At 66.4% G+C, this 23,812-nt stretch carries 23 protein-coding genes, 2 pseudogenes and 1 riboswitch; of the genes and pseudogenes, 18 read left to right on the top strand and 7 right to left on the bottom strand.

Going from position 1 to position 23,812, the window contains the following annotated elements; translation table 11 throughout:
- Positions 1-24: 24 nt before the first annotated feature.
- On the bottom strand, positions 25-1,842 hold the full coding sequence (gene thiC / locus ACHL_RS11240) for a phosphomethylpyrimidine synthase ThiC (protein WP_015937408.1): 1,818 nt from the start codon (positions 1,840-1,842) through the stop codon (positions 25-27).
- Positions 1,837-1,944, bottom strand: a riboswitch (TPP riboswitch). Its footprint overlaps the gene before it by 6 nt.
- Positions 1,945-2,036: 92 nt before the next feature.
- Between thiC and ACHL_RS11235 the strand changes: the two genes are divergently transcribed.
- The 18 genes and pseudogenes from ACHL_RS11235 (at position 2,037) to ACHL_RS11155 (ending at position 15,494) form a co-directional block, all read left to right on the top strand.
- A complete protein-coding gene (locus tag ACHL_RS11235; RefSeq protein WP_015937407.1) occupies positions 2,037-3,119 on the top strand; it encodes an amidohydrolase family protein in 1,083 nt (360 codons plus the stop codon).
- 101 nt (positions 3,120-3,220) lie between these two features.
- Positions 3,221-4,096 (top strand): VOC family protein, encoded by an 876-nt coding sequence (locus ACHL_RS11230; protein ID WP_015937406.1) that lies wholly within the window; start codon positions 3,221-3,223, stop codon positions 4,094-4,096.
- Between the two features lie 96 nt (positions 4,097-4,192).
- Positions 4,193-4,631 (top strand): annotated as a pseudogene (locus ACHL_RS11225) (hypothetical protein).
- 225 nt (positions 4,632-4,856) lie between these two features.
- Positions 4,857-5,267 (top strand): 30S ribosomal protein S16, encoded by a 411-nt coding sequence (gene rpsP, locus ACHL_RS11220; RefSeq protein WP_015937405.1) that lies wholly within the window; start codon positions 4,857-4,859, stop codon positions 5,265-5,267.
- 1 nt (position 5,268) lies between these two features.
- Positions 5,269-5,511, top strand: a complete 243-nt coding sequence (locus ACHL_RS11215; protein ID WP_015937404.1) for an RNA-binding protein — start codon at positions 5,269-5,271, stop codon at positions 5,509-5,511.
- A gap of 108 nt (positions 5,512-5,619) precedes the next feature.
- Positions 5,620-6,165, top strand: coding sequence for a ribosome maturation factor RimM (gene rimM, locus ACHL_RS11210; RefSeq protein ID WP_015937403.1), 546 nt, complete (start codon positions 5,620-5,622; stop codon positions 6,163-6,165).
- A complete protein-coding gene (gene trmD / locus ACHL_RS11205; protein WP_015937402.1) occupies positions 6,166-6,975 on the top strand; it encodes a tRNA (guanosine(37)-N1)-methyltransferase TrmD in 810 nt (269 codons plus the stop codon).
- 237 nt (positions 6,976-7,212) lie between these two features.
- Positions 7,213-7,572, top strand: a complete 360-nt coding sequence (gene rplS, locus ACHL_RS11200; RefSeq protein ID WP_015937401.1) for a 50S ribosomal protein L19 — start codon at positions 7,213-7,215, stop codon at positions 7,570-7,572.
- 85 nt (positions 7,573-7,657) lie between these two features.
- A complete protein-coding gene (gene lepB / locus ACHL_RS11195; RefSeq protein WP_015937400.1) occupies positions 7,658-8,335 on the top strand; it encodes a signal peptidase I in 678 nt (225 codons plus the stop codon).
- Entirely contained in the window at positions 8,336-9,208 is an 873-nt protein-coding gene (gene lepB / locus ACHL_RS11190) for a signal peptidase I (protein ID WP_015937399.1), read from the top strand.
- 2 nt (positions 9,209-9,210) lie between these two features.
- Positions 9,211-9,993: a ribonuclease HII gene (locus tag ACHL_RS11185; RefSeq protein ID WP_015937398.1), complete on the top strand. Its 783-nt coding sequence runs from the start codon at positions 9,211-9,213 to the stop codon at positions 9,991-9,993.
- 78 nt (positions 9,994-10,071) lie between these two features.
- Positions 10,072-10,398 carry a DUF2469 domain-containing protein gene (locus ACHL_RS11180; protein ID WP_015937397.1) on the top strand — a complete coding sequence of 109 codons (327 nt, stop codon included), beginning with the start codon at positions 10,072-10,074 and terminating at the stop codon, positions 10,396-10,398.
- Positions 10,399-10,547: 149 nt separating this feature from the next.
- The gene (locus ACHL_RS11175) at positions 10,548-10,946 is read left to right on the top strand and encodes a YraN family protein (protein ID WP_015937396.1); all 399 of its coding nucleotides are present in this window, start codon (positions 10,548-10,550) and stop codon (positions 10,944-10,946) included.
- Positions 10,904-12,047: pseudogene (locus ACHL_RS11170) on the top strand (YifB family Mg chelatase-like AAA ATPase); the annotation flags it as partial. The gene ACHL_RS11175 and the pseudogene ACHL_RS11170, both read left to right, overlap by 43 nt.
- Positions 12,021-12,446: a magnesium chelatase subunit ChlI family protein gene (locus ACHL_RS24925; protein ID WP_407681029.1), complete on the top strand. Its 426-nt coding sequence runs from the start codon at positions 12,021-12,023 to the stop codon at positions 12,444-12,446. The pseudogene ACHL_RS11170 and the gene ACHL_RS24925, both read left to right, overlap by 27 nt.
- Positions 12,443-13,651 (top strand): DNA-processing protein DprA, encoded by a 1,209-nt coding sequence (dprA, locus tag ACHL_RS11165; RefSeq protein WP_015937395.1) that lies wholly within the window; start codon positions 12,443-12,445, stop codon positions 13,649-13,651. The genes ACHL_RS24925 and dprA overlap by 4 nt, the downstream gene beginning before the upstream one ends.
- 207 nt (positions 13,652-13,858) lie before the next feature.
- Complete coding sequence (locus ACHL_RS11160; protein ID WP_015937394.1) at positions 13,859-14,746, top strand: tyrosine recombinase XerC; 888 nt, start codon at positions 13,859-13,861, stop codon at positions 14,744-14,746.
- 244 nt (positions 14,747-14,990) lie between these two features.
- Entirely contained in the window at positions 14,991-15,494 is a 504-nt protein-coding gene (locus tag ACHL_RS11155; RefSeq protein WP_015937393.1) for a DUF3145 domain-containing protein, read from the top strand.
- Positions 15,495-15,616: 122 nt separating this feature from the next.
- Here the strand turns inward: ACHL_RS11155 and fabF are convergent, their stop codons facing one another.
- The 6 genes from fabF to aceE form a co-directional block, all read right to left on the bottom strand.
- Positions 15,617-16,855 (bottom strand): beta-ketoacyl-ACP synthase II, encoded by a 1,239-nt coding sequence (fabF, locus tag ACHL_RS11150; RefSeq protein WP_015937392.1) that lies wholly within the window; start codon positions 16,853-16,855, stop codon positions 15,617-15,619.
- A 189-nt stretch (positions 16,856-17,044) separates the two neighbouring features.
- Positions 17,045-17,290, bottom strand: coding sequence for an acyl carrier protein (locus tag ACHL_RS11145; protein WP_009359314.1), 246 nt, complete (start codon positions 17,288-17,290; stop codon positions 17,045-17,047).
- Positions 17,291-17,373: 83 nt separating this feature from the next.
- On the bottom strand, positions 17,374-18,435 hold the full coding sequence (locus tag ACHL_RS11140) for a beta-ketoacyl-ACP synthase III (RefSeq protein ID WP_015937391.1): 1,062 nt from the start codon (positions 18,433-18,435) through the stop codon (positions 17,374-17,376).
- On the bottom strand, positions 18,432-19,361 hold the full coding sequence (locus ACHL_RS11135) for an ACP S-malonyltransferase (RefSeq protein WP_015937390.1): 930 nt from the start codon (positions 19,359-19,361) through the stop codon (positions 18,432-18,434). Before ACHL_RS11135 ends, ACHL_RS11140 begins: the two co-directional genes overlap by 4 nt.
- An 88-nt stretch (positions 19,362-19,449) precedes the next feature.
- Positions 19,450-20,694, bottom strand: a complete 1,245-nt coding sequence (locus tag ACHL_RS11130) for a PucR family transcriptional regulator (protein WP_015937389.1) — start codon at positions 20,692-20,694, stop codon at positions 19,450-19,452.
- 226 nt (positions 20,695-20,920) lie between these two features.
- On the bottom strand, positions 20,921-23,662 hold the full coding sequence (gene aceE, locus ACHL_RS11125) for a pyruvate dehydrogenase (acetyl-transferring), homodimeric type (RefSeq protein ID WP_015937388.1): 2,742 nt from the start codon (positions 23,660-23,662) through the stop codon (positions 20,921-20,923).
- Positions 23,663-23,812: the final 150 nt, after the last annotated feature.

Below are 23,812 nucleotides of genomic sequence, written 5' to 3'. Positions count from 1 at the left end.
CGCCGGTCGCCGCCGGCGGCAGGCTTAGCTGCCGGCCGGGACTTTCAGCTCGGGAAGGTACACCTTGCCGCCGGATTCCAGGAACTCCTGGCTCTTCTCCCGCATCCCGGATGCCGCTTCGGCTATCGCGGCCTGGGCTTCCGCGGATCCGTACTCATTGCGGATGTCCTGGCTGATCCGCATCGAGCAGAACTTCGGCCCGCACATGGAGCAGAAGTGTGCCGTCTTGGCGGGCTCGGCCGGAAGGGTTTCATCATGGAAGGCTTCGGCCGTCTCGGGGTCAAGTGAAAGGGCAAACTGGTCCCGCCAGCGGAACTCGAACCTGGCCTTGGACAGGGCGTCGTCCCGTTCGTGCGCCCCGGGGTGGCCCTTGGCCAGGTCGGCGGCGTGCGCGGCGATTTTGTAGGTGATGACTCCGGTCTTCACATCGTCCCTGTCGGGCAGTCCCAGATGCTCCTTGGGTGTGACGTAGCAGAGCATGGCGGTGCCGTAGCGCGCGATCTCGGTGGCGCCGATGGCTGAGGTGATGTGGTCGTAGCCTGGGGCCACATCGGTGACCAGCGGCCCCAGCGTATAGAACGGCGCGCCCTTGCACAGTTGCTGCTGGCGCTCCACGTTCTCCCGCACCAGATGAAACGGGACGTGGCCCGGCCCTTCCACCATGACCTGCACGTCATGTTTCCAGGCGCGGTCCGTAAGCTCAGCCAGCGTGTCGAGTTCCGCGAACTGCGCAGCGTCGTTGGCATCGGCGGTGGCACCGGGGCGCAGGCCGTCACCCAGCGAGAACGCGACATCGTACTTGGCGAAGATCTCACACAGCTCATCGAAATGCGTGTACAGGAAGTTCTCCTGGTGGTGCGCCAGGCACCATCCCGCCATGATGGACCCGCCCCGGGACACGATGCCGGTGACCCTGTTGGCGGTCAGCGGCACGTAGCGGAGCAGGACGCCGGCGTGGACCGTCATATAGTCCACGCCCTGTTCACATTGTTCTATGACGGTGTCGCGGAAGATTTCCCACGTCAGTGCGTTCGCCTCGCCGTTGACCTTTTCCAGGGCCTGGTAGATGGGCACGGTGCCGATCGGCACGGGGGAATTGCGGATGAGCCATTCCCTGGTGGTGTGGATGTCGTCGCCCGTGGAAAGGTCCATCACCGTGTCGGCACCCCACCGGGTGGCCCACTGCAGCTTGTCCACCTCCTCCCTGATGGAACTGGTGACGGCGGAGTTGCCGATGTTGGCGTTGATCTTCACCAGGAAAGCCTTGCCGATGATCATCGGTTCGGACTCCGGATGGTTGATATTGGCGGGGATAATGGCCCGTCCAGCCGCAACCTCACTCCGGACCAGTTCCGGATCACAGTTTTCCCGCAGCGCCACGAACCGCATTTCCGGCGTCACCACGCCCTTCCGGGCGTAGTGCATCTGGGTGACTGTCCGGCCGTCGACGGCGCGGCGGGGCACCGGGCGCCCGCCTTTCCATTCCGCAGAGGCGGCGCCGCGGCGCACAGCCGAGCGGCCGTCGTCGAGCAGGTTCCGTGCCCTTCCGCTGTACTCTTCCGTGTCATCCCGCCCTTCAATCCATCCCGACCGGAAAGGGCTGAGGCCCCGGACGGGGTCGCTTCCCGGGCCCGCTGTCCGGTACGTGCGGAAAGGGGCGTTCGGCTGGCCGTTGGGCGAGGGCTCCAGCGCGATCTCCGTTACCGGGACACGGATGCCGTGCTGCGGATCATCGATGTAGGCCAGCGAGTGGGACTTCAGGGACTGGGTGACCGGTGCTTCAGGCGTGGCTCCGGCAGGGTGGTTTTGGGCAGGGGGCAGCACTGCATTGGGTGTATTCAAGGAATACTCACTTCCTTCGCCGGCATTACCCGGACAGGTTCGACGGTCGCAGGCCGCGTCAGCCCGATCTCAGCCCCTGCAGGGGCACCCGTGTGGTCAGGAACGAAGCTACCACACGCACTCGAGGGGCGGGCGCGGACAGCCCTGTCCTAATTGCCGGTGCTAGCCTGACCGGGCAGGAAGAGGAGGCATGCATGCCATACATCATCGGTTTCAGCGGCACCGCCCTCACGGGACCGGACAGCGAACGGCGCGGGCTCTGGTCCGTGGACGGACGCCTGACATTCACCCGTCCGGAGGCGGGCCCGGACATTGTGCTGGACGGCTGGGTGCTGCCCGGTTTCGTTGACGCCCATTGCCATATCGGCCTGGGTCCTGCCGGGCCGGTGGACGCCGCCGAGTCGGAAGCCCAGGCCCGTGCCGACCTGTACGCAGGCACACTGCTGATCCGGGATGCGGGGTCGCCCGCGGACACCCGCTGGATGCAGGGCGGCCGCGACTTTCCGCTGCTGATCCGGGCCGGGCGGCACGTCGCCCGGACTCGCCGTTACCTTCGGGGGTTCGCCCACGAGGTGGAGCCTGAGGGGCTCGTGGAAGCCGTGCGCAAGCAAGCCCGCGACGGCGACGGCTGGGTCAAGCTCGTCGGGGACTGGATCGAGCGGGGCGCCGGCGACCTCGCACCCTCCTTTCCCGCCGGCGTCGTCCGCGACGCGATCAGTGCCGCACACGACGAAGGTGCCCGCGTCACCGCCCACTGCTTCGCCGAAGACACCCTGGACCAGATGCTCGATGCAGGCATTGACTGCATCGAGCACGCCACCGGCTTGCTGCCCAGGCACCTGCCGCGGTTCGTGGAGCAGGGCGTACCCATCGTGCCCACGCTGGTCAATATCGCCACGTTCCCGGATATTGCCGCCCAGGCCAGGCCCAAGTTTCCGGTGTACGCCGACCACATGCTGGCGCTCTGGGAACGCCGGCTGGAACGCGTAGGGGAGGCCTGGGAAGCCGGGGTGCAGGTCTTCGCCGGAACAGATGCCGGCAGCGTGATCCGCCACGGCAGGATCGCGGACGAAATCCTTGCCCTGCACGCAGCGGGCTTGCCCGCGGCCGAGGCGCTCAATGCGGCCAGCTGGGCCGCCCGGTCATGGCTGGGCGCTGACGGGCTGGCAGAAGGGGCGCGTGCCGACGTCGTGCTGTTCCGGGACGATCCCCGGAGGACCCTGGAGACCGTGGCTCACCCATCCCACGTAGTTTTGGGCGGCCACGTGGTCCGCTAGGGAAACCTCCGTCCTGCACTTGGAATAAATTGAAGCTTCAAGTAATTTTAACTCATGACGGGCCGCCCCATCCGGACGGCCTCCAGAAGAGGGAGCGTTCAATGACTGCAGAAGCCACCAGCCAGGATCTTCTTCCTGCCGATCTCGCCATGGGCACCGTAATGCTCAAGGTCGGCAACATGAAGGTCATGGCCGATTACTACCAGCGCGCACTGGGGCTCGAGGTGGTCGCGGAGCAGGACGGCGGCCTCTACCTCGGCCGCCTCGGCAAGCCGCTGGTCCATCTGGCCCCGGCCCGCGGACTGGCCATCCCCGGCAGGGGAGAGGCCGGCCTGTTCCACACGGCCCTCCTCTTCGAAGACCAGGCGGCGCTCGCCGCCACGGTGGCCACCGCAGCCCAGTTCGAGCCGCGGGCCTTCACGGGCAGTGCGGACCACCTGGTCAGCGAGGCGTTCTACTTCAGCGATCCTGAGGGCAACGGCATCGAGCTCTACTGGGACCGCCCCCGCAGCAACTGGTCCTGGAACGGCACCGACGTGGTCATGGACAGCCTGGCGCTCCCGCCCCAGCGCTACCTTGAGCAGCACCTCACCGAGGAGTCCCTGGAAGGCCAGCGGCAGACCACCGCCGGCGTGGGCCACGTCCACCTCCAGGTGGGCGACGTCCAGTCCGCCCGCGACTTCTACGTGGGAACGCTCGGGTTCGAAAAGACCGCCGGCTGGCACGGGCAGGCCCTCTTCGTCTCCGCGGGCCGCTACCACCACCACATGGCCATGAACGTCTGGAACAGCCGCGGCGCCGTTCCGCGGAAAGACACCCTTGGCCTCGGCGAGGTCCTCATCGAGGTGCCGTCCGGTGACGACGTCGGCGCGCTCGCTGACCGCCTCAAGGTCGCCGGGGTCTCCTCGCACCACACCGGCGCTGAGTTGCGCTTCGAGGACCCATGGCGCAACAGCATCCGGGTTGCGGTGCGCTGAGCGGCCCTCCCGCGTACTAGGCTGAAACCGTTAGACCGGGGATGCCAGGCAGGTATCCCCGGCGCGCCGTACCGTACACGGAAGAGGTCACTTCCCATGGGTTTTACCGAAATCTTCGTAGCCACCCACGATGCCGCCCTGAAGCGCGCCGGAACCCTTGACGGCGGGGGCACCCCGCCCGCCGCCGACGCGGTCCGGATCCCCGGCATCAGCGACTTCGAAGTAGAGCAGCTCGGAGACCTGGCAGGTACTGCGGTCCACGCGGGCGGCGCCGACTACGAACTGACGATGGTGGACGTGGCCAGCGACTCCCTGCTGGCCGCCCCCGGCCATGGTCCGCGCCCTGGCCGACCTGCTCACCTACGAAACTGAAGGCGAAGGCGATGTCCTCGAGGACGTCGCGGCGCAATGGGCAGCGCAGGACGACATGCCCTTCGACGCCGGGCAGGCGCAAGCCTACATCCGGCAAATTGCCGAACTGGCCGGCGGAATCGGCGATTCGGAGCGCTCGGGACTGTACGTCTGGTCCGCCTGAGCTTCCCCCGGCGCGGCGATTTGGGCAGGGCCCGGCGCCGTCCCCGCGGACGCGGGCTGCCAAGTCGAAATCCTCCCGCTGATCTGGCACAATGGACAGGTACTCGATCTGCGTGGCCCCTCTCTCCGCGTCTGGATCCTGTCCTTCGAACCCGCAAGTACGGCCCGCCCCACGGGTGCAGAACGCCGGGTTCACCCCTTTTCTGAAACAGGAGTGACCACAAAAGTGGCCGTAAAGATTCGCCTTAAGCGCTTCGGCAAGATGCGCGCCCCGTACTACCGCATCGTCGTCATGGACTCACGCGCCAAGCGTGACGGCCGTGCCATCGAGGAGATCGGCAAGTACCACCCCACCGAAGAGCCCTCGTACATCGAGGTCGCTTCCGAGCGTGCACAGTACTGGCTCTCCGTCGGTGCCCAGCCGTCCGAGCAGGTTGCCGCGATCCTCAAGATCACCGGTGACTGGCAGAAGTTCAAGGGCCTCCCGGGCCAGGAAGGCACCCTGAAGACCAAGGGCGAGAAGGAAGCCTTCGTCGCACCGGAGAAGGGTTCCGTCATCATCCCGGAAGCCATCACTAAGAAGGCTTCCAAGTCTGAGGCAGCCGAAGCCGAAGCAGAGACCACCGAGGCTGAGTAAGTTGCTGGCAGACGCGCTGGAGCACCTGGTCCGCGGAATCGTTGATTCCCCGGACGACGTCACGGTCAATTCGAAGAACAACCGCCGCGGGGATACCCTCGAGGTTCGTGTTCACCAGGATGACCTGGGACGGGTGATCGGCCGCCAGGGCCGCACGGCACGTGCACTGCGCACCGTCGTGGCAGCGCTGGCTGGCGGCGAGCCGGTCCGGGTTGACGTCGTCGACACCGACCGCCGCCGCTGAGCGTCCGGCAACACCAGTTTTGCTCTCCGGCCCCTCCACCACCTGGTGGAGGGGCCGGAGTTTTTTCACGAACCAACACAATGTGCACCAACCCGAACAGAGGAACATATGCAGCTCCAGGTGGCCCGCATCGGCAAGCCCCACGGCATCCGCGGGGAAGTCACGGTCCAGGTAATGACCGACGCCCCCGGGGACCGTTTCGTCCCCGGTGTGGAGTTCGTGGTGGAACCTGCGCAGTCCGGGCCGCTGACAGTCAGCAGCGCCCGCTGGAACAAGGACATCCTGCTGCTGGCCTTCGAGGAAATCGAGGACCGCAACCAGGCTGAGACGCTCCGTGGCGCCAAGCTCTTCATCGAAACAGCGGAACTGGACGAGGACGATGAAGACGGCTGGTACGAGCATGAGCTCGTGGGCCTCGAAGCCCGTGTGGGCAGCACGGTCGTGGGCAAGGTGACCGCCCTCAACACCGCCCCGGCGCAGGACCTGCTGATGGTCACCACCCCGGACGGCGAGGAAATCCTGATCCCCTTCGTCGAGCAGATTGTCCCCGAAGTCAATGTCGGCGAGGGGTACATCCTCCTCACCCCGCCGGACGGGCTCTTCGAAGTCAACTCCGGCGAAGCCGCACCGTCGGAACCCGAAGGCACCGACTAGATGCGCATCGACGTCGTCAGTATCTTTCCCGAGTACCTGGCGCCCCTGGAACTGTCCCTGATCGGCAAGGCTCGCCAGGACGGCATCCTGGACCTGCATGTCCACGACCTCAGGTCGTTCACCACCGACCGGCACCGTACCGTGGACGACACTCCCTACGGAGGCGGCGCCGGCATGGTCATGAAGCCTGAACCGTGGTCGCAGGCGCTTACCGCTGTTGCCGAAGCGCGGCGCGGGCACCAGGGCAAGCCCGTCCTCATCGTTCCGTCACCTGCAGGGGAGCGCTTCACGCAGGCCCTGGCCCACGAGCTGGCAGGCGAAGAGCACCTGGCTTTCGCCTGCGGACGCTATGAAGGCATTGATGAACGCGTGATCGAATGGGCCGGCGAGCACTTCGACGTGCGGCCCGTCAGTCTGGGCGATTACGTCCTCAACGGGGGAGAAGTCGCCGTGCTCGCCATGGTGGAGGCGGTGGGGCGGCTGCTGCCCGGCGTCGTGGGAAATCCCGAATCCCTGGTGGAGGAATCCCATTCAGACGGCCTCCTGGAGTATCCGGTGTACACCAAGCCCGCCGTCTGGCGCGACCGCGAGGTACCAGCCATCCTGCTGAGCGGAAACCATGGCAAGATCGCCCAGTGGCGGCGCCATGAACAGTTCCGCCGGACGTCCGAGCGGCGTCCCGACCTGCTGGAGGTGTTCGATGCCGGGAAGCTTCCGAAGGCCGACCGCCTGGCCCTGCAGGAACTGGGTTACGACATTGTCGACGGCAGGCCTGTCCGGCGGCAGGGCACGGCGGAACCCGCAGGCTGAAGCTGCGCAGGATTGGCTGTACGGGCGCCGCTGTGGCAAAATTAGTCCTTGTGTCTGCTGGGTCCGCACCTGCCACAGGGGGAGCGCAACCAACAGCTTGACAACCGGCCTCGTCAACCAGTGAGGCGGCCGGACCACTTAACTTCGGGCGGGATACTCCCACTGCGCCTTCGGCGTTGGGCTTTCCCGGCCGTGACCTAAAGTGAATGACCTGTGGCGTTCACCAGGAGTGCAATTATGCATATTCTCGATTCCGTCGATGCAGCTTCGCTGCGCACTGACGTCCCCGCGTTCCGCGCCGGCGACACCCTCAAGGTGCACGTAAACATCATCGAAGGCAAGAACTCCCGTGTCCAGGTGTTCCAGGGCTTCGTCCTGGGCCGCCAGGGTGATGGCGTCCGCGAGACCTTCACGGTCCGCAAGGTGTCCTTCGGCGTCGGCGTGGAGCGTACCTTCCCGGTGCACTCCCCGATCATCGACAAGATCGAAGTTGTCACCAAGGGCGATGTCCGCCGCGCCAAGCTTTACTACATGCGTGCACTGCGCGGTAAGGCTGCAAAGATCAAGGAAAAGCGCGACTTCACCTCTGCCAAGTAAGTCCTCCCGGACCTACGAAGGCTGGGCCGCAGCCGTATCCGGCCAGCGCCGGAGCCACCAGCACCAGCGCCCAGGATACGGACATATGGACCAGACAAAACGCCAGCCCAGGAAACCGGGCTGGCGTTTTGCGTTCCTGGCACTGTTGCTCGCCGTCGTCATCAGCGGGCTGGTCCGGTCGCTGTGGCTGGATATCTATTTCATCCCCTCGGAATCGATGGAGCCCCTGCTGGAAGGCGGGGACCGGATCCTGGTGTCCCGGACCGACTTCACGGCCGAACCCATCCGGCGTGGGGACGTGGTGGTCTTCGACGGACGCGGCACGTTCGCCCCGCTCAACAGCGGCAAGGGCCCGTTGGCAGACGCCGCGACCGCGGCCACCCGGTGGCTGGGGCTGACAGGAAGCGACACCACGTACGTCAAGCGGGTCATTGGACTGCCCGGGGATTCCGTGGTGTGCTGCGACGCGGCCGGTAAAGTCACCGTCAACGGGGAGCCCGTGGACGAACCCTACGTCTTCCCGGGAGACGTGCCGAGCACCCAAAAATTCAACTCAGTGGTCCCTGAAGGCCGGCTCTGGCTCATGGGCGACCACCGCTCCGTGTCCGCCGATTCGCGAAGCCTGCTGGGCGCACCCGGTGGCGGCATGGTTCCGCTGGACCGTGTCATCGGCCGTCCCGTCCAGATCGTCTGGCCGCTTGATAGATTTGCTCCAGTACCACGGCCGGCTGCGGCTGCACCAACCCCAAAGAACGGACAGTAGATGCCCGAGAACCACGCGCGGACACCCGAACCGCGGCGCGATGGAGCCGCGGACCAGCCCGCCGGGCAGTCACCCGAACCAGCCGCAGCCCCGAATCCAGTGCCTGACACCGGGGCCGAAGGGGCGCACGTCGACGCAGAGCCTGCCCAGGCGCCGAGCCGCTCGGCTGCCAAAGCCGCGGGCAAACCCTCCGGCAAGGACTCGGGCAGCCCGGTGTTTGCCTGGCTCAAGGAAGTAGCCACAGTGGTGGTAATCGCCGTCGTGCTGTCCTTCCTCATCAAGACCTTCCTGTTCCGCGCGTTCTTCATCCCCTCTGAGTCCATGGTGAACACCCTGGACATTGACGACCGGATCTTCGTCAACCTCCTGGTCCCGGAACCCTTCGCCCTCAGCCGTGGAGACGTCGTCGTCTTCCGCGACACAAAGGGCTGGCTCCCGCCGGCAACACCCGAGGCGAAGGGTCCGTTCACCTGGGTCCAGGACGGCCTCACCTTCGTCGGCCTGCTCCCCGACACTACAGACCAGCACCTCGTCAAACGGGTCATCGGGCTGCCGGGCGACCATGTGGTCTGCTGCGACGCCGGCGGTAAACTGACCATTAACGGCGCCGCGGTCGACGAAACCTATATCAACCCGGCAGAAGTCCCGCAGGTCCGCGACTTCGACGTCACGGTCCCGGAAGGCAAGGTATGGGTGATGGGCGATAACCGGAACCACTCCGCCGACTCCCGCTCCCATATGGAGTCCGATGGCGGCTTCATCGACCTCAGCGACCTTGAAGGCAAAGCAGCCGTGATCGCCTGGCCGCTCAACCGCATCACCACCCTGGGCAACTACCCCGAAGTGTTCCGCAACGTCCCCGCTGCGCCCTGACCATGACCGAGGCAGTACAGGCCGTGACCGTCAAGGCGCCCGCCAGGCCGAGGTCCGGATCATCAAAGGCCACGGGCCGCGGCAAGGCGCCCACGCTGCGCCATGAGCGGACCTTCAAAGCGCAGGGCGTACGGTTCCTTGCCGGGGTGGACGAGGTGGGCCGCGGCGCACTGGCCGGTCCGGTCAGCGTGGGGATTGCCGTCGTCGACCTTGAACGCCAGAAGCCCTTGGCAGGCGTACGCGACAGCAAGCTCCTCCGCGCCACCGAGCGCGAGCGGCTGGAGCCTCTGGTGCGCCGCTGGAGCGTGGCCTCCGCGGTGGGGCACGCCTCGGCGCATGAGATTGACGCACTGGGAATTATTGCGGCGCTGCGGCTGGCGGGAACGCGGGCCTGGCAGGACATCCTGGCCGCCGGGGTGATTCCGGACATGGTGCTGCTGGACGGAAGCCATAACTGGCTTTCGCCGGCAGAGCAGCTCTCGCTCTTCGACCAGGAGGCGCCGGAGGCAGCATGCGACGCTCCGGTGCACACCAAGGTCAAAGCCGATATGCAGTGCCTGAGCGTGGCCGCCGCCAGTGTCATCGCCAAGGTGGAGCGGGACCGGACCATGCGTGAACTTCACGCCGAGTACCCCGACTTTGGCTGGGACATCAACAATGGCTACGCCACGGTATTGCACCGCGATGTGCTGCGTGCCGCCGGACCCACTCCCTACCACCGGGTGAGCTGGCGCCTCCTGGGCGGGGAACTCCAGGACGCCGGTGACATGGCAGGCGGGGACTGACTCCGTTCCGGGACCCGCAGCGCCCGCTCCCGGGCTGTTGCGGCTCCGGCACTGCTGGACATAGTGCAAGATGGAAGCATGAGTGCCGAGGACCTTGAAAACTATGAGACTGACATGGAGCTGCAGCTCTACCGTGAATACCGCGACGTTGTCGGACTGTTCAGCTACGTAGTCGAGACCGAGCGGCGCTTCTACCTGGCCAACCACGTGGACCTGCAGGCCCGCAGTGCAGATGGCGAGGTCTACTTCGACCTGACCCTCTCCGATGCGTGGGTTTGGGATGTCTACCGGTCCGCACGGTTCGTCAAGAGCGTCCGCGTCCTGACCTTCAAGGACGTCAACGTGGAGGAACTTCCGCGGAACGAGGAACTGGCACTGCCGAAAGACGTAGACCTGGGCAACTAGGGCGCGCCGGCTCCAGTGGCGCTGCGGGGGTCCGTGGCGCCTTGCCCGCTACGTGGACTATTCCTCCACACCGCCGCCGCCATGCACATAGGGGACACGCTCCCTGTCCTCCGCAACCGCCTGCCCGCAGGCTGGTTGCGGAGGTAGAAATGAAAGCCAAAGATTTGCTGGGCCGGCATGGCGAGGACCTCGCCGTCGGCTATCTCGAGACCCTCGGCATGCTGATAGTGGAGCGCAACTGGCGCTGCAGCGAGGGCGAAATCGACGTCGTCGCGCTGGACGGGGACGCGCTGGTCATTGCCGAGGTCAAAACGCGCCGGTCCCTTGACTACGGCCACCCGTTCGAGGCGGTGGGACCGGACAAGCTGGCCCGCCTGCACCGGCTCGGAGCCGCCTGGTGCAGGGACCGCGAGCTGAGGATGCCGCTGCGCCGCGTCGACGTCATCGCGGTGGTGGACGACGGCGGCGGCAGCCCCGTGGTGGAACACCTCAAGGGGGTGGCTGAATGGCGCTCGGACGCACCTATTCTGTGGCGCTCGTGGGCCTGAACGGGTACATGGTTGAGGTCGAAGCTGACATTGGCCAAAGCCTTCCGGCGTTCGTGATCCTGGGACTTCCGGATGCAGCGCTGAATGAAGCCAGGGAACGCATCCGCTCCGCGGCAAAGAATTCGGGCATACCCCTCAGCCGCCGCAAGATCACCGCCAACCTGATCCCTGCTTCGTTGCCCAAACGCGGTTCCGGCTTCGACCTGGCCGTAACCATGGCGGCGCTCCGGGCGGCTAATGACATCCGCGCCACAGGACGAACCGTCTTCATCGCCGAACTGGGCCTGGACGGCAGGCTCAGGCCTGTCCGCGGCATACTTCCCGCCGTCATGGCAGCCGTGCAGGCCGGGTACCCCGATGTTGTGGTGGCGCAGGCAAACCTCGCCGAAGCCTCGCTGGTCCCCGGAGCCAACGTCAACGGATACCGGACCCTGGCACGGCTCGCCCTCGATTTCGGCGCCGACCCCCAGGAGCTTGCCCTCGATTTCGAGCCCGACGACGCCGACGACGACGCAGGAGCGCCGGGGGAAGCGGCCCCCTGCCCGGACATGGCAGACGTGTCCGGGCAGGGAGAGGCCCGCAGGGCGTTGGAAGTGGCGGCGGCGGGCGCCCACCACCTGCTGCTCACCGGGCCGCCCGGAGCCGGGAAGACCATGCTGGCGGAGCGTCTGCCCGGGATCCTGCCGGACCTGGAAGACCGCGAATCAATGGAAGTGACGGCCATCCATTCCCTCTGCGGACTGCCCTCGTCGCAGGTCCAGCTGCTGCGGCGGCCGCCCTTTGAGAACCCGCACCACACGGCTACCGCCGCGGCCATCATTGGCGGCGGGTCAGGACTGCCAGCCCGGGGCAGCATCCCGCGCCCACCGCGGTGTGCTCTTCCTCGATGAAGCGCCCGAGTATGAACGCAGGGTGCTCGATGCGCTGCGGCAGCCCCTGGAAAGCGGCGAGCTGGTGATCCACCGGTCAGCCGGGACAGCAGCCTACCCGGCCCGGTTCCAGCTGGTGCTCGCAGCCAATCCTTGCCCCTGCGGCAAGGCTTCAGGGAAGGGGCTGGACTGCACCTGCACGCCGATGATGCGGCGCCGGTACCTTGCCCGGATGTCCGGGCCCCTGCTGGACCGGGTAGACATCCAGCTGCAGGTGGAGCGGGTTTCGCTGGCTGACTTCGGGCAGGCAGGAGCCGAGGAAGACACCGCATCAGTGGCCCGCCGGGTCCGGGACGCACGCCAACGCCAGGTACAGCGGCTTGGTCCGTTCGGGCTGGAGACGAATTCCCAGGTGTCCGGCCGGGTCCTCCGCGGCGAACTGCGGTTGCCTCCCGGCGTTACCCGGATCCTGGACCACTCCCTGGAGCGCGGGATACTGACGGCGCGGGGATATGACCGTGTCCTCCGGTTGGCCTGGACGCTGGCCGACCTTGGACTGCGGGATGCCCCGGATGCCAACGACGTGGGGCAGGCACTGGGCCTGCGGCAGGCAACGGCGGCCGCGGCATGACCGGCGCCACTGAAGCAGGCATGAACCCGGAACGTCTCGCCCGTGCGGCGCTCTCGCGTCTGATGGAACCGCAGGATGCCGCCGGCCTGGCTTTGGTCCAGGTGGCAGGAGCAGTGGACGGGCTTCGGATTGCCACGGGCCAGGTGGCCGCGGGGCCAGGGCTCGAACAGGAAATTTCAGGCCTGCTGGCGGACAACGGCCCGTCCGCAAACTGGTCCGGTCTGGCCGCGTCCCTGAAGCGGTGGCAACCGCGGATCCCGGACCTCGCACCCGAGCGTGACCTTGCCACCATGGCCCGGCTCGGCGGCCGCCTGATCGTCCCATCGGACGAGCTCTGGCCAGGGCAGCTCAGCGATCTCGGCATCCAGGAGCCCATCTGCCTCTGGTGGCGGGGCCACGAACAGCCCCTGCCCGCCCTGGAATGCAGTATCGCCTTGGTGGGGTCCCGTGACAGCACAAGCTACGGGGCCTCGGTTACCGGTGATCTTGCCTACTCCCTTGCGCAGCGGGGGATGACAGTGGTCTCCGGCGGGGCCTACGGCATCGATGCACACGCCCACCGGGCAGCACTCGCCGGCGGCTCGGGAGCCGTCCCCACTATCGCCGTCATGGCCGGTGGAGTGGACCGCTTCTACCCGTCAGGAAACGAGGACCTCCTCCGGGCTGTCTGCAACCAGGGAGCTGTGCTCGCGGAAGTGCCTCCGGGCTCGGCGCCAACCCGGTACAGGTTCCTGCAGCGGAACCGCCTGATCGCCGCGCTGTCCGCCGTGACGGTGGTGGTTGAGGCAAGGTGGCGGTCCGGAGCGCTCAACACCGCCCACCACGCGGAAACCCTGGGGCGCGCCGTCGGCGCGGTTCCCGGTTCAGTGCACAGCGCCAACTCGGCCGGCTGCCACAGGCTCCTCCGTGATGGGGGAGCGGTCTGCGTGACCGACGCCGCCGAGGTCGCCGAGCTCGCCGCCCCCAGCGGAACCGCCCTCCCGGACCTGCGGCAGGGCGCTGCACAGGTCCAGGACGGGCTGACGCTTGAGGACCTGATCCTCCTGGACGCGTTACCCCTGCGCTCCACCACCTCGGTGGAGAAGCTGGCGGCAGTCGCCGGGCTGGGCCAGGACTCTGTGCGGGCCGGGCTGGGCCGCCTGGGGCTCGTGGGGCTGGCGGTCTCGGAACGCGGCGGCTGGAAGCGGGGCAAAGCAACCGACTGACTGACCACAATCCGGCGCCGGTCGCCAACGCGTCGGCAATCACGGTCGCGGTGGCCACGGATTCACAGACTCGCCGATTTACGGATGCACGGATGCTGGATCGCCGGTGTGCCGTGTCAGGCCGCTTTGCGAAGCCGGACCTGAGAAAGTAGGAGGGTGGAACATGCTGAACAGCCCGCTGGGCTACCCGCGAAACTTCAGTGGGCAATGGAAGGGTTTGCCGCTTACCTTTCCGGCGAGCGGGCACTATCCCCACACACCCGGCGCGCGTACCTGGGCGACCTTGAAAGCCTTTTGGCTTTCGCCGCCTCCGAGGGGGCAGCCGAACTCGAGGACCTGGAATTGGGGACCCTCCGTCGATGGCTGGGCGCCCAGAGCCAGTCCGGTGCGGCCCGGGCCACCCTGGCGCGGCGCTCCGCCACGATCCGGGCCTTCACCGCCTGGGCGCTGCGGGAAGAGTACCTTGAGGCCGATCCTGCGCTGCGGCTCAAAGCACCCAAGCGTGAACAGTCACTCCCTGGGGTTCTCCAGGCCCCACAGCTTGAGCGGCTGTTAAAGGAGCTGGAGGATGGCGCTGCAGATGGTGATCCGATGGCCGTCCGGAACCGGGCCATCGTCGAACTGCTCTACGCCACCGGAATCCGTGTGGGGGAGTTGGCCGCCCTGGATGTGGACAACCTGGATCCGGACCGGAGGACACTCCGCGTGATCGGCAAGGGCAACAAAGAGCGCACCGTTCCCTATGGTGTACCGGCTGCCCTCGCTGTCGACGACTGGCTGCGCCGGGGGCGGCCGCTGATGGCAAAGGACACCAGCGGGCCGGCGTTGTTCCTGGGGCTCCGGGGCGGCCGGGTGGACCAGCGCCAGGTCCGCTCTGTTGTCCACGGCCTTTTCGAAGCCATGGGCGACACCTCCGCCTCGGGTCCGCACGCACTGCGCCACTCGGCGGCCACCCACCTTCTGGACGGCGGCGCCGACCTGCGAGCCGTCCAGGAGATCCTGGGGCACAGCAGCCTCGCAACCACCCAGATCTACACCCACGTGTCAGTGGACCGGCTGCGCAAAAGCTACCAGCAGGCCCATCCCAGGGCCTGAAACGACGTGAGACGCATCGCACTGGCATAACCAGGCGGGGTACGGCACAATAAGAGTCACGTCCGGCAACTTACAAGTGCCTCTTGAAGCCCTCAGGCCTCATGCGGCACAGCGAGTCCGGACACTATTTAATCCGATACAGCTAAATAACCAGGCAGGACACAGCAGCCGCAGCACAGGGCGCAGAAGTTCCATCCAGGCACAGGTCGTTGGGGAAGACGTACCTAGAGCTATGGAGGATGGAATGTCTGTTGCAATGACCCGCGGTGTGCTGTTCGTTCACTCGGCCCCTACGGCCTTGTGCCCTCATGTCGAGTGGGCCATTGGATCTGTTGTGGATAAGCGCACGGATCTTGAATGGACCCCTCAGCCTGCCGCGCCCGGAATGTTCCGGGCCGAACTGTCCTGGGCCGGTACTCCCGGCACCGGGTCCAAACTGGCGTCGTCGTTGCGCGGGTGGGCCCACCTGCGCTACGAAGTCACTGAGGAACCCAGCCAGGGTGTGGACGGCGGCCGCTGGTCCCACACGCCCGAACTTGGCATCTTCCACGCCGTCACAGATGTGCACGGAAACATCATGGTCTCTGAGGACCGGATCCGTTATGCCTATGAATCGGGGGCCGGCGATCCTTCGGCCGTCTACCACGAGTTGTCGCTCGCGTTGGGCGAGGCGTGGGATGAGGAACTCGAACCGTTCCGTCACGCGGCAGAGGGCGCGCCTGTGCGCTGGCTCCACCAGGTGGGCTGACCGCCGTCGTTCCCCCTGGCACTACCGGAATCTCCATAGCAAAAGGAGGAGGCCCCGCCTGATGGCGGGGCCTCCTCCTTTTATGCAACAGCGCCGGCACCGAAAGCCAGCGGCCGGACGGACTAGACGCTGCGGACGGCAACGACAGCGTTGTGGCCACCGAAGCCGAACGAGTTGCTGAGCGCCACGATGTTACCGGTCGGAAGGTCCCGGGGAGACGACGTCACCACGTCGAGCGGGATCTCGGGGTCCTGGTTCTCCAGGTTGATGGTTACCGGCGCCTTGCGCTCGTAGACTGCCAGGACCGTCAGGACAGCCTCCACGGCGCCTGAAGCTCCGAGGAGGTGGCCCATCTGCGACTTCGTTGCGGAGACAGCCACGCTCTCGAGCTGGGAGCCAAGGGCGGCGCGCAGGGCAGTGTACTCGGGCTTGTCACCAACTGGCGTGGACGTGGCGTGTGCATTGACGTGCACAACGTCCTCGGCCTGGATCCGGCCGTCGAACATGGCAGCCTTCAGCGCGCGGGTGGCGCCCAGGCCCTCAGGGTCCGGAGCCGTGATGTGGTACGCGTCAGCCGTGACGGACGTGCCGGCCAGTTCACCGTAAATGCGGGCACCGCGGGCCAGGGCGTGCTCTTCGGCTTCGAGGACCAGGGCACCGGCACCTTCGCCCATGACAAAACCGTCGCGGTCGGTGTCGTAGGGACGGGATGCCCGCTGGGGGTCGTCATTCCTGCGGGACAGGGCCTGCATGGACGCGAAGGCGGCCAGGGGCATGGGGTGGATGGCTGCCTCGGCGCCGCCGCACATGACCACGTCAGCCTTGCCGGAGCGGATGAGTTCCAGGCCCAGGTGCATGGCCTCGGTGCCGGAAGCGCAGGCCGAGACAGGGGTGTGGGCGCCGGCCCGGGCACCCAGGTCGAGGCTGACGGCCGCGGCAACACCGTTGGGCATGAGCATGGGAACGGTCATGGGCAGGACCCGGCGGGGGCCTTTTTCCTTCAGCGTGTCCCAGGCGTCCAGCAGCGTCCAGACGCCGCCGATTCCGGTGGCGAATGCCACGGCCAGCCGGTCCTGGTCGATCTCGGTGATGCCTGAGTCGGCCCACGCCTCGCGGGCGGCGATCACGCCGAACTGGGTGGAGGGGTCCATGCGCTTTGCCTCGACGCGCGAAAGGACGTCCAGGGCGGGGGTGCTGCAGCGTGCCGCGAAGTGCACGGGAAGTTCATACTTGGCCACCCAGTCGTCCTCCAGGGTGCGGGCACCGGAGACCCCCTTGAGCGCGTTCTTCCACATTGTGGGTACATCGCCGCCGATGGGTGTGGTGGCACCCAGGCCGGTGATGACTACTTTGCGTGTCATGGGATCACTCTTTCGTCGGTGGGAAACCGTCTCCGTCTGCCGGAGGGTCCCGCATCTTGATGGCCGGCGTGGCCGGTTTGAAGGCCTGCGCCAGGTAAAGCAAAAAGTGGCTGGAAATACGGCGGGCTGCCGGCTCGGTCATCCGGACCGGCAGCCCTGGCCATGCCGCCGGAGCGGCGGAAGCTGTAACTACGCCTGTGCGCCGGCGATGAAGCTGACGGCGTCGCCGACGGTCTTGAGGTTCTTGACCTCTTCGTCCGGAATGCGGACGCCGAACTTCTCTTCGGCGTTGACCACGATGGTCATCATCGAGATGGAGTCGATGTCCAGGTCCTCGGTGAAGGACTTGTCCAGCTCTACGGCTTCGGGGGCCAGGCCGGTTTCCTCGTTGACGATTTCAGCCAGGCCGGCCAGGATTTCTTCGTTGCTAGCCATTGATGGCTCCTTTTCTTGTATTGCCGGCAGGGGCTGCCGGAAATGGATCAGGCCGCGGGTGCGGCCCCTTTGATGGGACGATGCTAGGGAAGGACAACAACCTGTGCGCCGAAAACCAGGCCTGCGCCGAAGCCGATCTGCAGGGCCAGCCCGCCGCTGAGCTCCGGGTTTTCCTGCAGCAGGCGGTGGGTTGCCAGCGGAATGGAAGCCGCGGACGTGTTGCCGGCGTCGGCAATGTCCCGTGCAACTGTAACCGTCTCGGGCAGCTTCAGCTTCTTGACCATCTCATCGATGATGCGCATGTTCGCCTGGTGCGGGATGAAGGCCACCAGGTCTTCGGCCTCCACTCCGGCAGCGTCCAGCGCCTGCTGGGCAACCTTGGCCATCTCCCACACAGCCCACCGGAACACGGTCTGGCCGTCCTGCCGCAGGGTGGGGTAGAGCTCCTGTGCTTCTTCCAGGAGGGCGAGGTCGCCCGTGGAGTCGGACTGGCGTGCAGCCATCCCGAGGTCCCGGACATCGAGCAAGGAACGGGTCATGCCAATGGCATCCCACTTGCTGCCATCCGAGCCCCAGACGGAGGGTGCGATTCCGGGCGTGTCGGACGGCCCGATCACCACGGCGCCGGCGCCGTCACCGAGGAGGAAGGAAATAGTGCGTTCGCGGTTGTCAATGACATCGGACAGCTTCTCGGCGCCGACCACCAGGACGTATTTGGCGGCCCCGGAGCGGACCAGTGCGTCAGCCTGGGCGATGCCGTAGCAGTATCCGGCGCAGGCTGCGGAGATGTCGAAGGCCGGGGCAGGCGTCGCACCGAGCCGGTCAGCCAGGCTTGCGGCCGCGGAAGGGGTTGCATAGGGGTGCGTCACGGTGGACACGATGACGGCGCCAAGGTCCGTCGCTTCGATCCCCGCCTTCGCCAGTGCTTCACGGGCGGCGCCCTCGGCCATGTCAATGACGCTTACGTCAGCCGCGGCGCGGTGCCGGGTCACGATTCCCGTGCGCTGGCGGATCCACTCATCCGACGAATCGATCCACTGGCAGACGTCATCGTTGGTGACAATGACACCGGGGCGGAAGGCGCCCAGTCCCAGGATGCGTGTGTGCTCCTGCAGCGGAGCCTGCTTCAGCGTGGGAACGCTCATGCGCCGCCCTCCAGTTCCGCGAAAAGTGCCAGGGCGGCGGACAGGTCATCGGGGGTCTTGACCGCGACGGTCTTGACGCCGGGCATGCCGCGTTTGGCCAGGCCGGCCAGCGTTCCCGCCGGGGCCAGTTCAATGACTCCGGTGACGCCGCGCTGGACCAGGGATTCCATGCAGAGATCCCAGCGGACAGGCCGTGACACCTGGGCGATCAGGCTTTCGACGGCGGCAGTACCGTCGGTGACTTCGCCGCCGTCGTAATTGGACAGCAGCGGCACCGTGGGGGCCTGCGGCTTCAGCTGCGGCGCAATGGCCTGCAGGGCGCTGACGGCGGGGGACATGTGGCTCGTATGGAAGGCACCGGCCACCTTGAGGGGGATGACCCGCGCCTTGGCCGGCGGGTTATCTGCCAGGGCCTTGAGCTGTTCGAACGTACCGGCGGCCACGGTCTGGCCGGCTCCGTTGACGTTGGCGGGTGTGGCGCCGGCGGCCTCAATGGCAGCCAGGACCTCGGCGGGGTCGCCGCCAACGACGGCGCTCATGCCCGTGGGAGTGACGGCAGCGGCGGCCGCCATGCTGTTTGCGCGTTCGCGGACGAATGTCATGGCTTCGTCCTGGGTGAGGACCCCGGCCAGGGCGGAGGCCGTGATTTCACCAACGGAGTGGCCTGCCAGGACCACCGGCAGGGAGCTGAGTTCAACGTCGAAAAGCGACGAGGCTGCGATGAGTCCGGCGGCGACGATCAGGGGCTGCGCTACGGCAGTGTCCTTGATGGTTTCCTCGTCCGAAGTTGTGCCATGGGCGGCCAGGTCGATTCCGGCGATCTCGCTGAGGGCGGCCAGCTGGCCTGCCACCTGGGGCAGTTCCAGCCAGGGGGCCAGGAACCCCGGGGTCTGTGAGCCCTGTCCAGGGCAGACTATTGCAAGCACGTAACCAGCTTTCCAAATTACTGTGTGGTCCAGCGGTGTTTGTCCGCACCAACCTCACGGGGTCAGGTTGTAGGAAGTCTACAACGCCTCAGCTCTGATTCCGGGACGGCTGCCGCTCCGTGGCGGACTTCGGCGGGCCGGAAAGGCGCCCTACGACGAGGGCTGCCTGCAGGACGAATGCTTCGCGGGGCAGGAGCGGATCCCACCCGGTAACGTCGCAAACCCGTTTCAGCCGGTACCGCACCGTGTTGGCGTGGACAAAGAGTTCACGTGCTGTGGCCTCCAGCGAATGGCCCAGTTCAAGGTACGTGCCAAGCGTCTCCACCAGGCCGTTGGAAGCGGCCAGGAGGGGCCGGTAGATGTTCTTGACCAGGGAGCGGCGGGCCGCGTCATCACCCGAGATGACGCGCTCGGGGAGGAGATCATCCGCAGCCACGGGACGCGGCGCCGAGGGCCAGGCCCGTGCCGCCGTCAGCCCTGCAAAGGCTGACTGCGCCGAGTTGCTGGCCTCCAGCAGCGAACTGGCTTCGGGGCCATACACCACGGGCCCCGGGGCAAACATTTCGCTGAGTTTCACATAGGCGGTTTCGCGGTCCTGTAAGCCGCCGAGTATCAGGATGAGTCGGTCGCCCTGGATTCCCACCAGCGCGTCCTCGGCGTATCGGCCAGCCATCCGCCGCAGTTCACTGACATAGCTGGCGCTGGGCTCTGACGGTGAATTGCCCACCATCACGGTGAAACGCTCCTGCGCTTTCCAGCCAAGCGCTGCGATCCGTGAGCGCAGGGCATCGGTGTTTTCTCCCCGCAGGATGGCGTCAACGATGAGCGCTTCGAGCCGGGTGTCCCAGGACCCCCGGGATTCGGCCGCGCGGGCATAGACATCGGCCGCTGCGAAAGCCACTTCCCGCGAGTACCGCAGCACAGCCTCCCGGAGCGAGGGCTGATCGGCCTCGGGCGCGATGACCGGCACCTGGTCTTCGACTACTTCCACGACGATGCGGATGAGCTGCAACGCCTTTTGCAGGCTGATGGAGCGTGTCAGCTCAGTGGGGGCGGTACCGAAAACGTCTGTCAGGATCCAGGAGGGGGAGCTGGGACGCTCATACCAGGTGACGAATGCGGCGATGCCGTTCTGGGCCACCATGCCCAGCGCGGACCGTTCATCGGCGCTCAGCCTGCTGTACCAGGGCAGCGACTGTTCCAGTTGCCGCATGGTGGTGGTGGAAAGCTGACCCACGTTAGCCCGCAGCTTCTTGAGGGTTTCGGACTTTTCCGGAGTGACCTTCGGCTGGGACGGTTTACGCTTCGCGGGCTGCGTGGACGGTGCTGGCATTCTCCGAGCATACGGCCAGCACCCGGCAAGCTCCATTTGTGCGAAGGCTACAACACGCTTTGCCCTGCGTCACAGCGGACAGTCCGCGGAAACGCAACGACGGCGGCCCCCGCATTTAGCGCGGGGGCCGCCGTCGTTGCTGCTGCCGGAAGGAGTTCGCGGTCAGTTACGCCGCTTCAGCACCGCTGACGCACACATACCTGGCCGAATTTCCCTGATGGCGGGGTCAGGCCTCGCCTCCGGTGTTGCCGGTGGTACCGGCATTGACGTTGAGCAGCTTGTACTTCTCGATCGCCTTGACCGGGGCGCCGGCATCCACTTCGCCGCGGCGTGCCAGCATCTCGAGGGCCCGCACCACGATGGAGTGGGTGTCGTTCTTGAAGTAGCGGCGGGCTGCTGCGCGGGTGTCGGAGAAGCCGAAGCCGTCGGCGCCGAGGGTGGCGTATTCGTTCGGGACGAACTGCCGGATTTGGTCCGGGACGGCTTTCATGTAGTCGGAGACGGCGACGACGGGGCCGGTGGCGCCTTCGAGCTGCTGGGTGACGAACGGGACCCGGGCGGGCTGTTCGGGGTTGAGGAAGGCTTCTTCTTCGGCGGCGAGGCCGTCGCGTCGGAGTTCGTTCCAGGAGGTCACGGACCAGACGTCGGCGGAGACGGACCAGTCTTCGGCGAGGATGCGCTGGGCTTCGAGGGCCCAGGGCACGGACACGCCGGAGGCCAGGATCTGGGTCCGGGGACCGTCGATCTTTGCCGGAGCGAGCAGGTAGATGCCCTTGATGACGCCTTCGACGTCGAGTTCGGCAGGTTCTGCCGGCTGCACGATGGGCTCGTTGTAGACCGTGAGGTAGTACATGAGGTTCCGGTCCTCCGAGTCCGGCCCATACATGCGTTCGATGCCGTCGCGGATGATGTGGCCCATTTCGTAGCCGTAGGCGGGGTCGTAGGTGACTACTGCCGGGTTCGTTGATGCCAGGAGGGGGGAGTGGCCGTCGGCGTGTTGGAGGCCTTCGCCGGTGAGGGTGGTCCGTCCTGCGGTGGCGCCGATGATGAAGCCGCGGGTCATTTGGTCTGCGGCTGCCCAGAAGGCGTCGCCGGTGCGTTGGAAGCCGAACATGGAGTAGAACACGTAGACCGGGACCAGGGGGACGCCGTGGGTGGCGTAGGCGGTGCCGGCGGCGGTGAAGGCTGCGACGGCGCCGGCTTCGTTGATGCCGGGGTGGATGAGCTGGCCGGCGGGGGATTCCTTGTAGGCCAGGACGAGGTCGCGGTCCACGGAGAGGTAGTTCTGGCCCTTGGGGTTGTAGATCTTCGCTGTCGGGAAGAACGCATCCATACCGAAGGTCCGGGCCTCATCCGGGATGATCGGGGCGATGTGCTTACCGAAGTTCTTGTCCCGCATCAGGTCCTTGAGGAGCCTGACAAACGCCATGGTGGTGGCTGCCTGCTGCTTACCCGAGCCGCGCTTGGCAACCTCGTAGGTCTTTGCCTCTGGCAGCACGATCTCGGCGTGCTTGGAACGGCGTTCCGGGACGGACCCGCCCAGGGCTGCGCGGCGCTCCATCATGTACTTGATTTCCGGGGCGTCCGTGCCCGGGTGGTAGTACGGCGGGCGGTACGTGTCCTGCTCGAGCTGTTCGTCGGTGACCGGGATCCGCAGGTGGTCGCGGAACTTCTTCAGGTCATCAAGGGTCAGCTTCTTCATCTGGTGGGTCGCGTTGCGGCCCTCGAAGTGCGGTCCGAGTCCGTAGCCTTTGACGGTTTTGGCGAGGATGACGGTGGGTTTGCCCTTGAATTCGGTGGCGGCTTTGTAGGCTGCGTAGACCTTGCGGTAGTCGTGGCCGCCGCGTTTGAGGTTCCAGATCTGGTCATCGGTGAGGTCCGCGACCATGTCTTTGGTGGCGGGGTCCTTGCCGAAGAAGTGTTCGCGGACGAACCCGCCGGATTCGGCTTTGTAGGTCTGGTAGTCCCCGTCGGGGGTTTCGTTCATGATTTTCACCAGGGACCCGTTGGTATCCCGGGTGAGCAGGTCATCCCATTCCCGGCCCCAGACGACCTTGATCACGTTCCAGCCCGCGCCGCGGAAGAACGCTTCGAGTTCCTGCATGATCTTTCCGTTGCCCCGGACCGGCCCGTCGAGGCGCTGGAGGTTGCAGTTGATCACGAAGTTCAGGTTGTCCAGGTTCTCGTTCGCGGCGAGCTGGAGCAGGCCGCGGGATTCGGGCTCGTCCATTTCGCCGTCGCCCAGGAACGCCCAGACCTGCTGGTCGGAGGTGTCTTTGAGGCCGCGGTTGTGCAGGTACCGGTTGGACTGGGCCTGGTAGATCGCGTTCATCGGCCCGATGCCCATGGACACGGTGGGGAACTCCCAGAAGTCCGGCATCAGGCGCGGGTGCGGGTAGGAGGACAGGGCGTGGCCGGCCCGGGACTTTTCCTGCCGGAACCCGTCCAGGTCCTCCTCCGTGAGGCGGCCTTCCATGAACGCGCGGGCGTACATGCCGGGGGAGGCGTGGCCCTGGAAGAAGACCTGGTCCCCGCCACCGGGGGCGTCCTTGCCGCGGAAGAAGTGGTTGAAGCCGACCTCGTACAGGGTCGCGGCACCGGCGTAGGTGGAAATGTGCCCGCCCACCCCGATCTCGGGCCGCTGCGCCCGGTGCACCATCACCGCGGCGTTCCACCGCATGTACGCCCGGTACCGGCGCTCGTATTCCTCGTTGCCCGGGAACGGTGCTTCCTGGTCCACCGGGATCGTGTTCACGTAATCGGTGGTGGTCACCATCGGCACCCCGACACTCTGCGCACCCGCACGCTGCAGCAGGCTCCGCATAATGTACTGGGCACGCTCCGTACCCTGTTCCCGGATCAACGCATCCAGGGACTCAACCCACTCCGCAGTCTCTTCCGGATCACGATCAGGCAGCTGGTCAGTCAACCCGCTGAGGATATGGGAGGTATCTTCTCCTGCAGCCACGTCCAACCTCTCTTTGCGCGCATAGATCGGCGCACTCAGGCCAGGCAGGGTGACTGCCCGGCAAACGTACGCCGTGTGCGACGTATCGGTTACATCAGCCCGGTCATGTGTGCCGGGCAGGGTTCCTAGAGCTCCTACGTCTGCACGGAG

This window comes from Pseudarthrobacter chlorophenolicus A6 (assembly GCF_000022025.1).
Taxonomy (GTDB): domain Bacteria; phylum Actinomycetota; class Actinomycetes; order Actinomycetales; family Micrococcaceae; genus Arthrobacter; species Arthrobacter chlorophenolicus.
The sequence above is the reverse complement of the archived record's forward strand: the minus strand, read 5'-3'. Positions and strand labels throughout refer to the sequence as shown.

Coding starts and splice junctions, on each gene's coding strand:
- ACHL_RS11230 (WP_015937406.1), top strand. CDS start 3,221: ATGACTGCAGAAGCCACCAGCCAGGATCTTCTTCCTGCCGATCTCGCC.
- ACHL_RS11130 (WP_015937389.1), bottom strand. CDS start 20,694: ATGCCAGCACCGTCCACGCAGCCCGCGAAGCGTAAACCGTCCCAGCCG.
- ACHL_RS11160 (WP_015937394.1), top strand. CDS start 13,859: ATGGAAGGGTTTGCCGCTTACCTTTCCGGCGAGCGGGCACTATCCCCA.
- ACHL_RS11180 (WP_015937397.1), top strand. CDS start 10,072: ATGAGTGCCGAGGACCTTGAAAACTATGAGACTGACATGGAGCTGCAG.
- dprA (WP_015937395.1), top strand. CDS start 12,443: ATGACCGGCGCCACTGAAGCAGGCATGAACCCGGAACGTCTCGCCCGT.
- ACHL_RS11235 (WP_015937407.1), top strand. CDS start 2,037: ATGCCATACATCATCGGTTTCAGCGGCACCGCCCTCACGGGACCGGAC.
- ACHL_RS11185 (WP_015937398.1), top strand. CDS start 9,211: ATGACCGAGGCAGTACAGGCCGTGACCGTCAAGGCGCCCGCCAGGCCG.
- ACHL_RS11145 (WP_009359314.1), bottom strand. CDS start 17,290: ATGGCTAGCAACGAAGAAATCCTGGCCGGCCTGGCTGAAATCGTCAAC.
- rimM (WP_015937403.1), top strand. CDS start 5,620: ATGCAGCTCCAGGTGGCCCGCATCGGCAAGCCCCACGGCATCCGCGGG.
- trmD (WP_015937402.1), top strand. CDS start 6,166: ATGCGCATCGACGTCGTCAGTATCTTTCCCGAGTACCTGGCGCCCCTG.
- rplS (WP_015937401.1), top strand. CDS start 7,213: ATGCATATTCTCGATTCCGTCGATGCAGCTTCGCTGCGCACTGACGTC.
- ACHL_RS11175 (WP_015937396.1), top strand. CDS start 10,548: ATGAAAGCCAAAGATTTGCTGGGCCGGCATGGCGAGGACCTCGCCGTC.
- ACHL_RS11140 (WP_015937391.1), bottom strand. CDS start 18,435: ATGAGCGTTCCCACGCTGAAGCAGGCTCCGCTGCAGGAGCACACACGC.
- ACHL_RS24925 (WP_407681029.1), top strand. CDS start 12,021: ATGATGCGGCGCCGGTACCTTGCCCGGATGTCCGGGCCCCTGCTGGAC.
- lepB (WP_015937399.1), top strand. CDS start 8,336: ATGCCCGAGAACCACGCGCGGACACCCGAACCGCGGCGCGATGGAGCC.
- fabF (WP_015937392.1), bottom strand. CDS start 16,855: ATGACACGCAAAGTAGTCATCACCGGCCTGGGTGCCACCACACCCATC.
- lepB (WP_015937400.1), top strand. CDS start 7,658: ATGGACCAGACAAAACGCCAGCCCAGGAAACCGGGCTGGCGTTTTGCG.
- ACHL_RS11155 (WP_015937393.1), top strand. CDS start 14,991: ATGTCTGTTGCAATGACCCGCGGTGTGCTGTTCGTTCACTCGGCCCCT.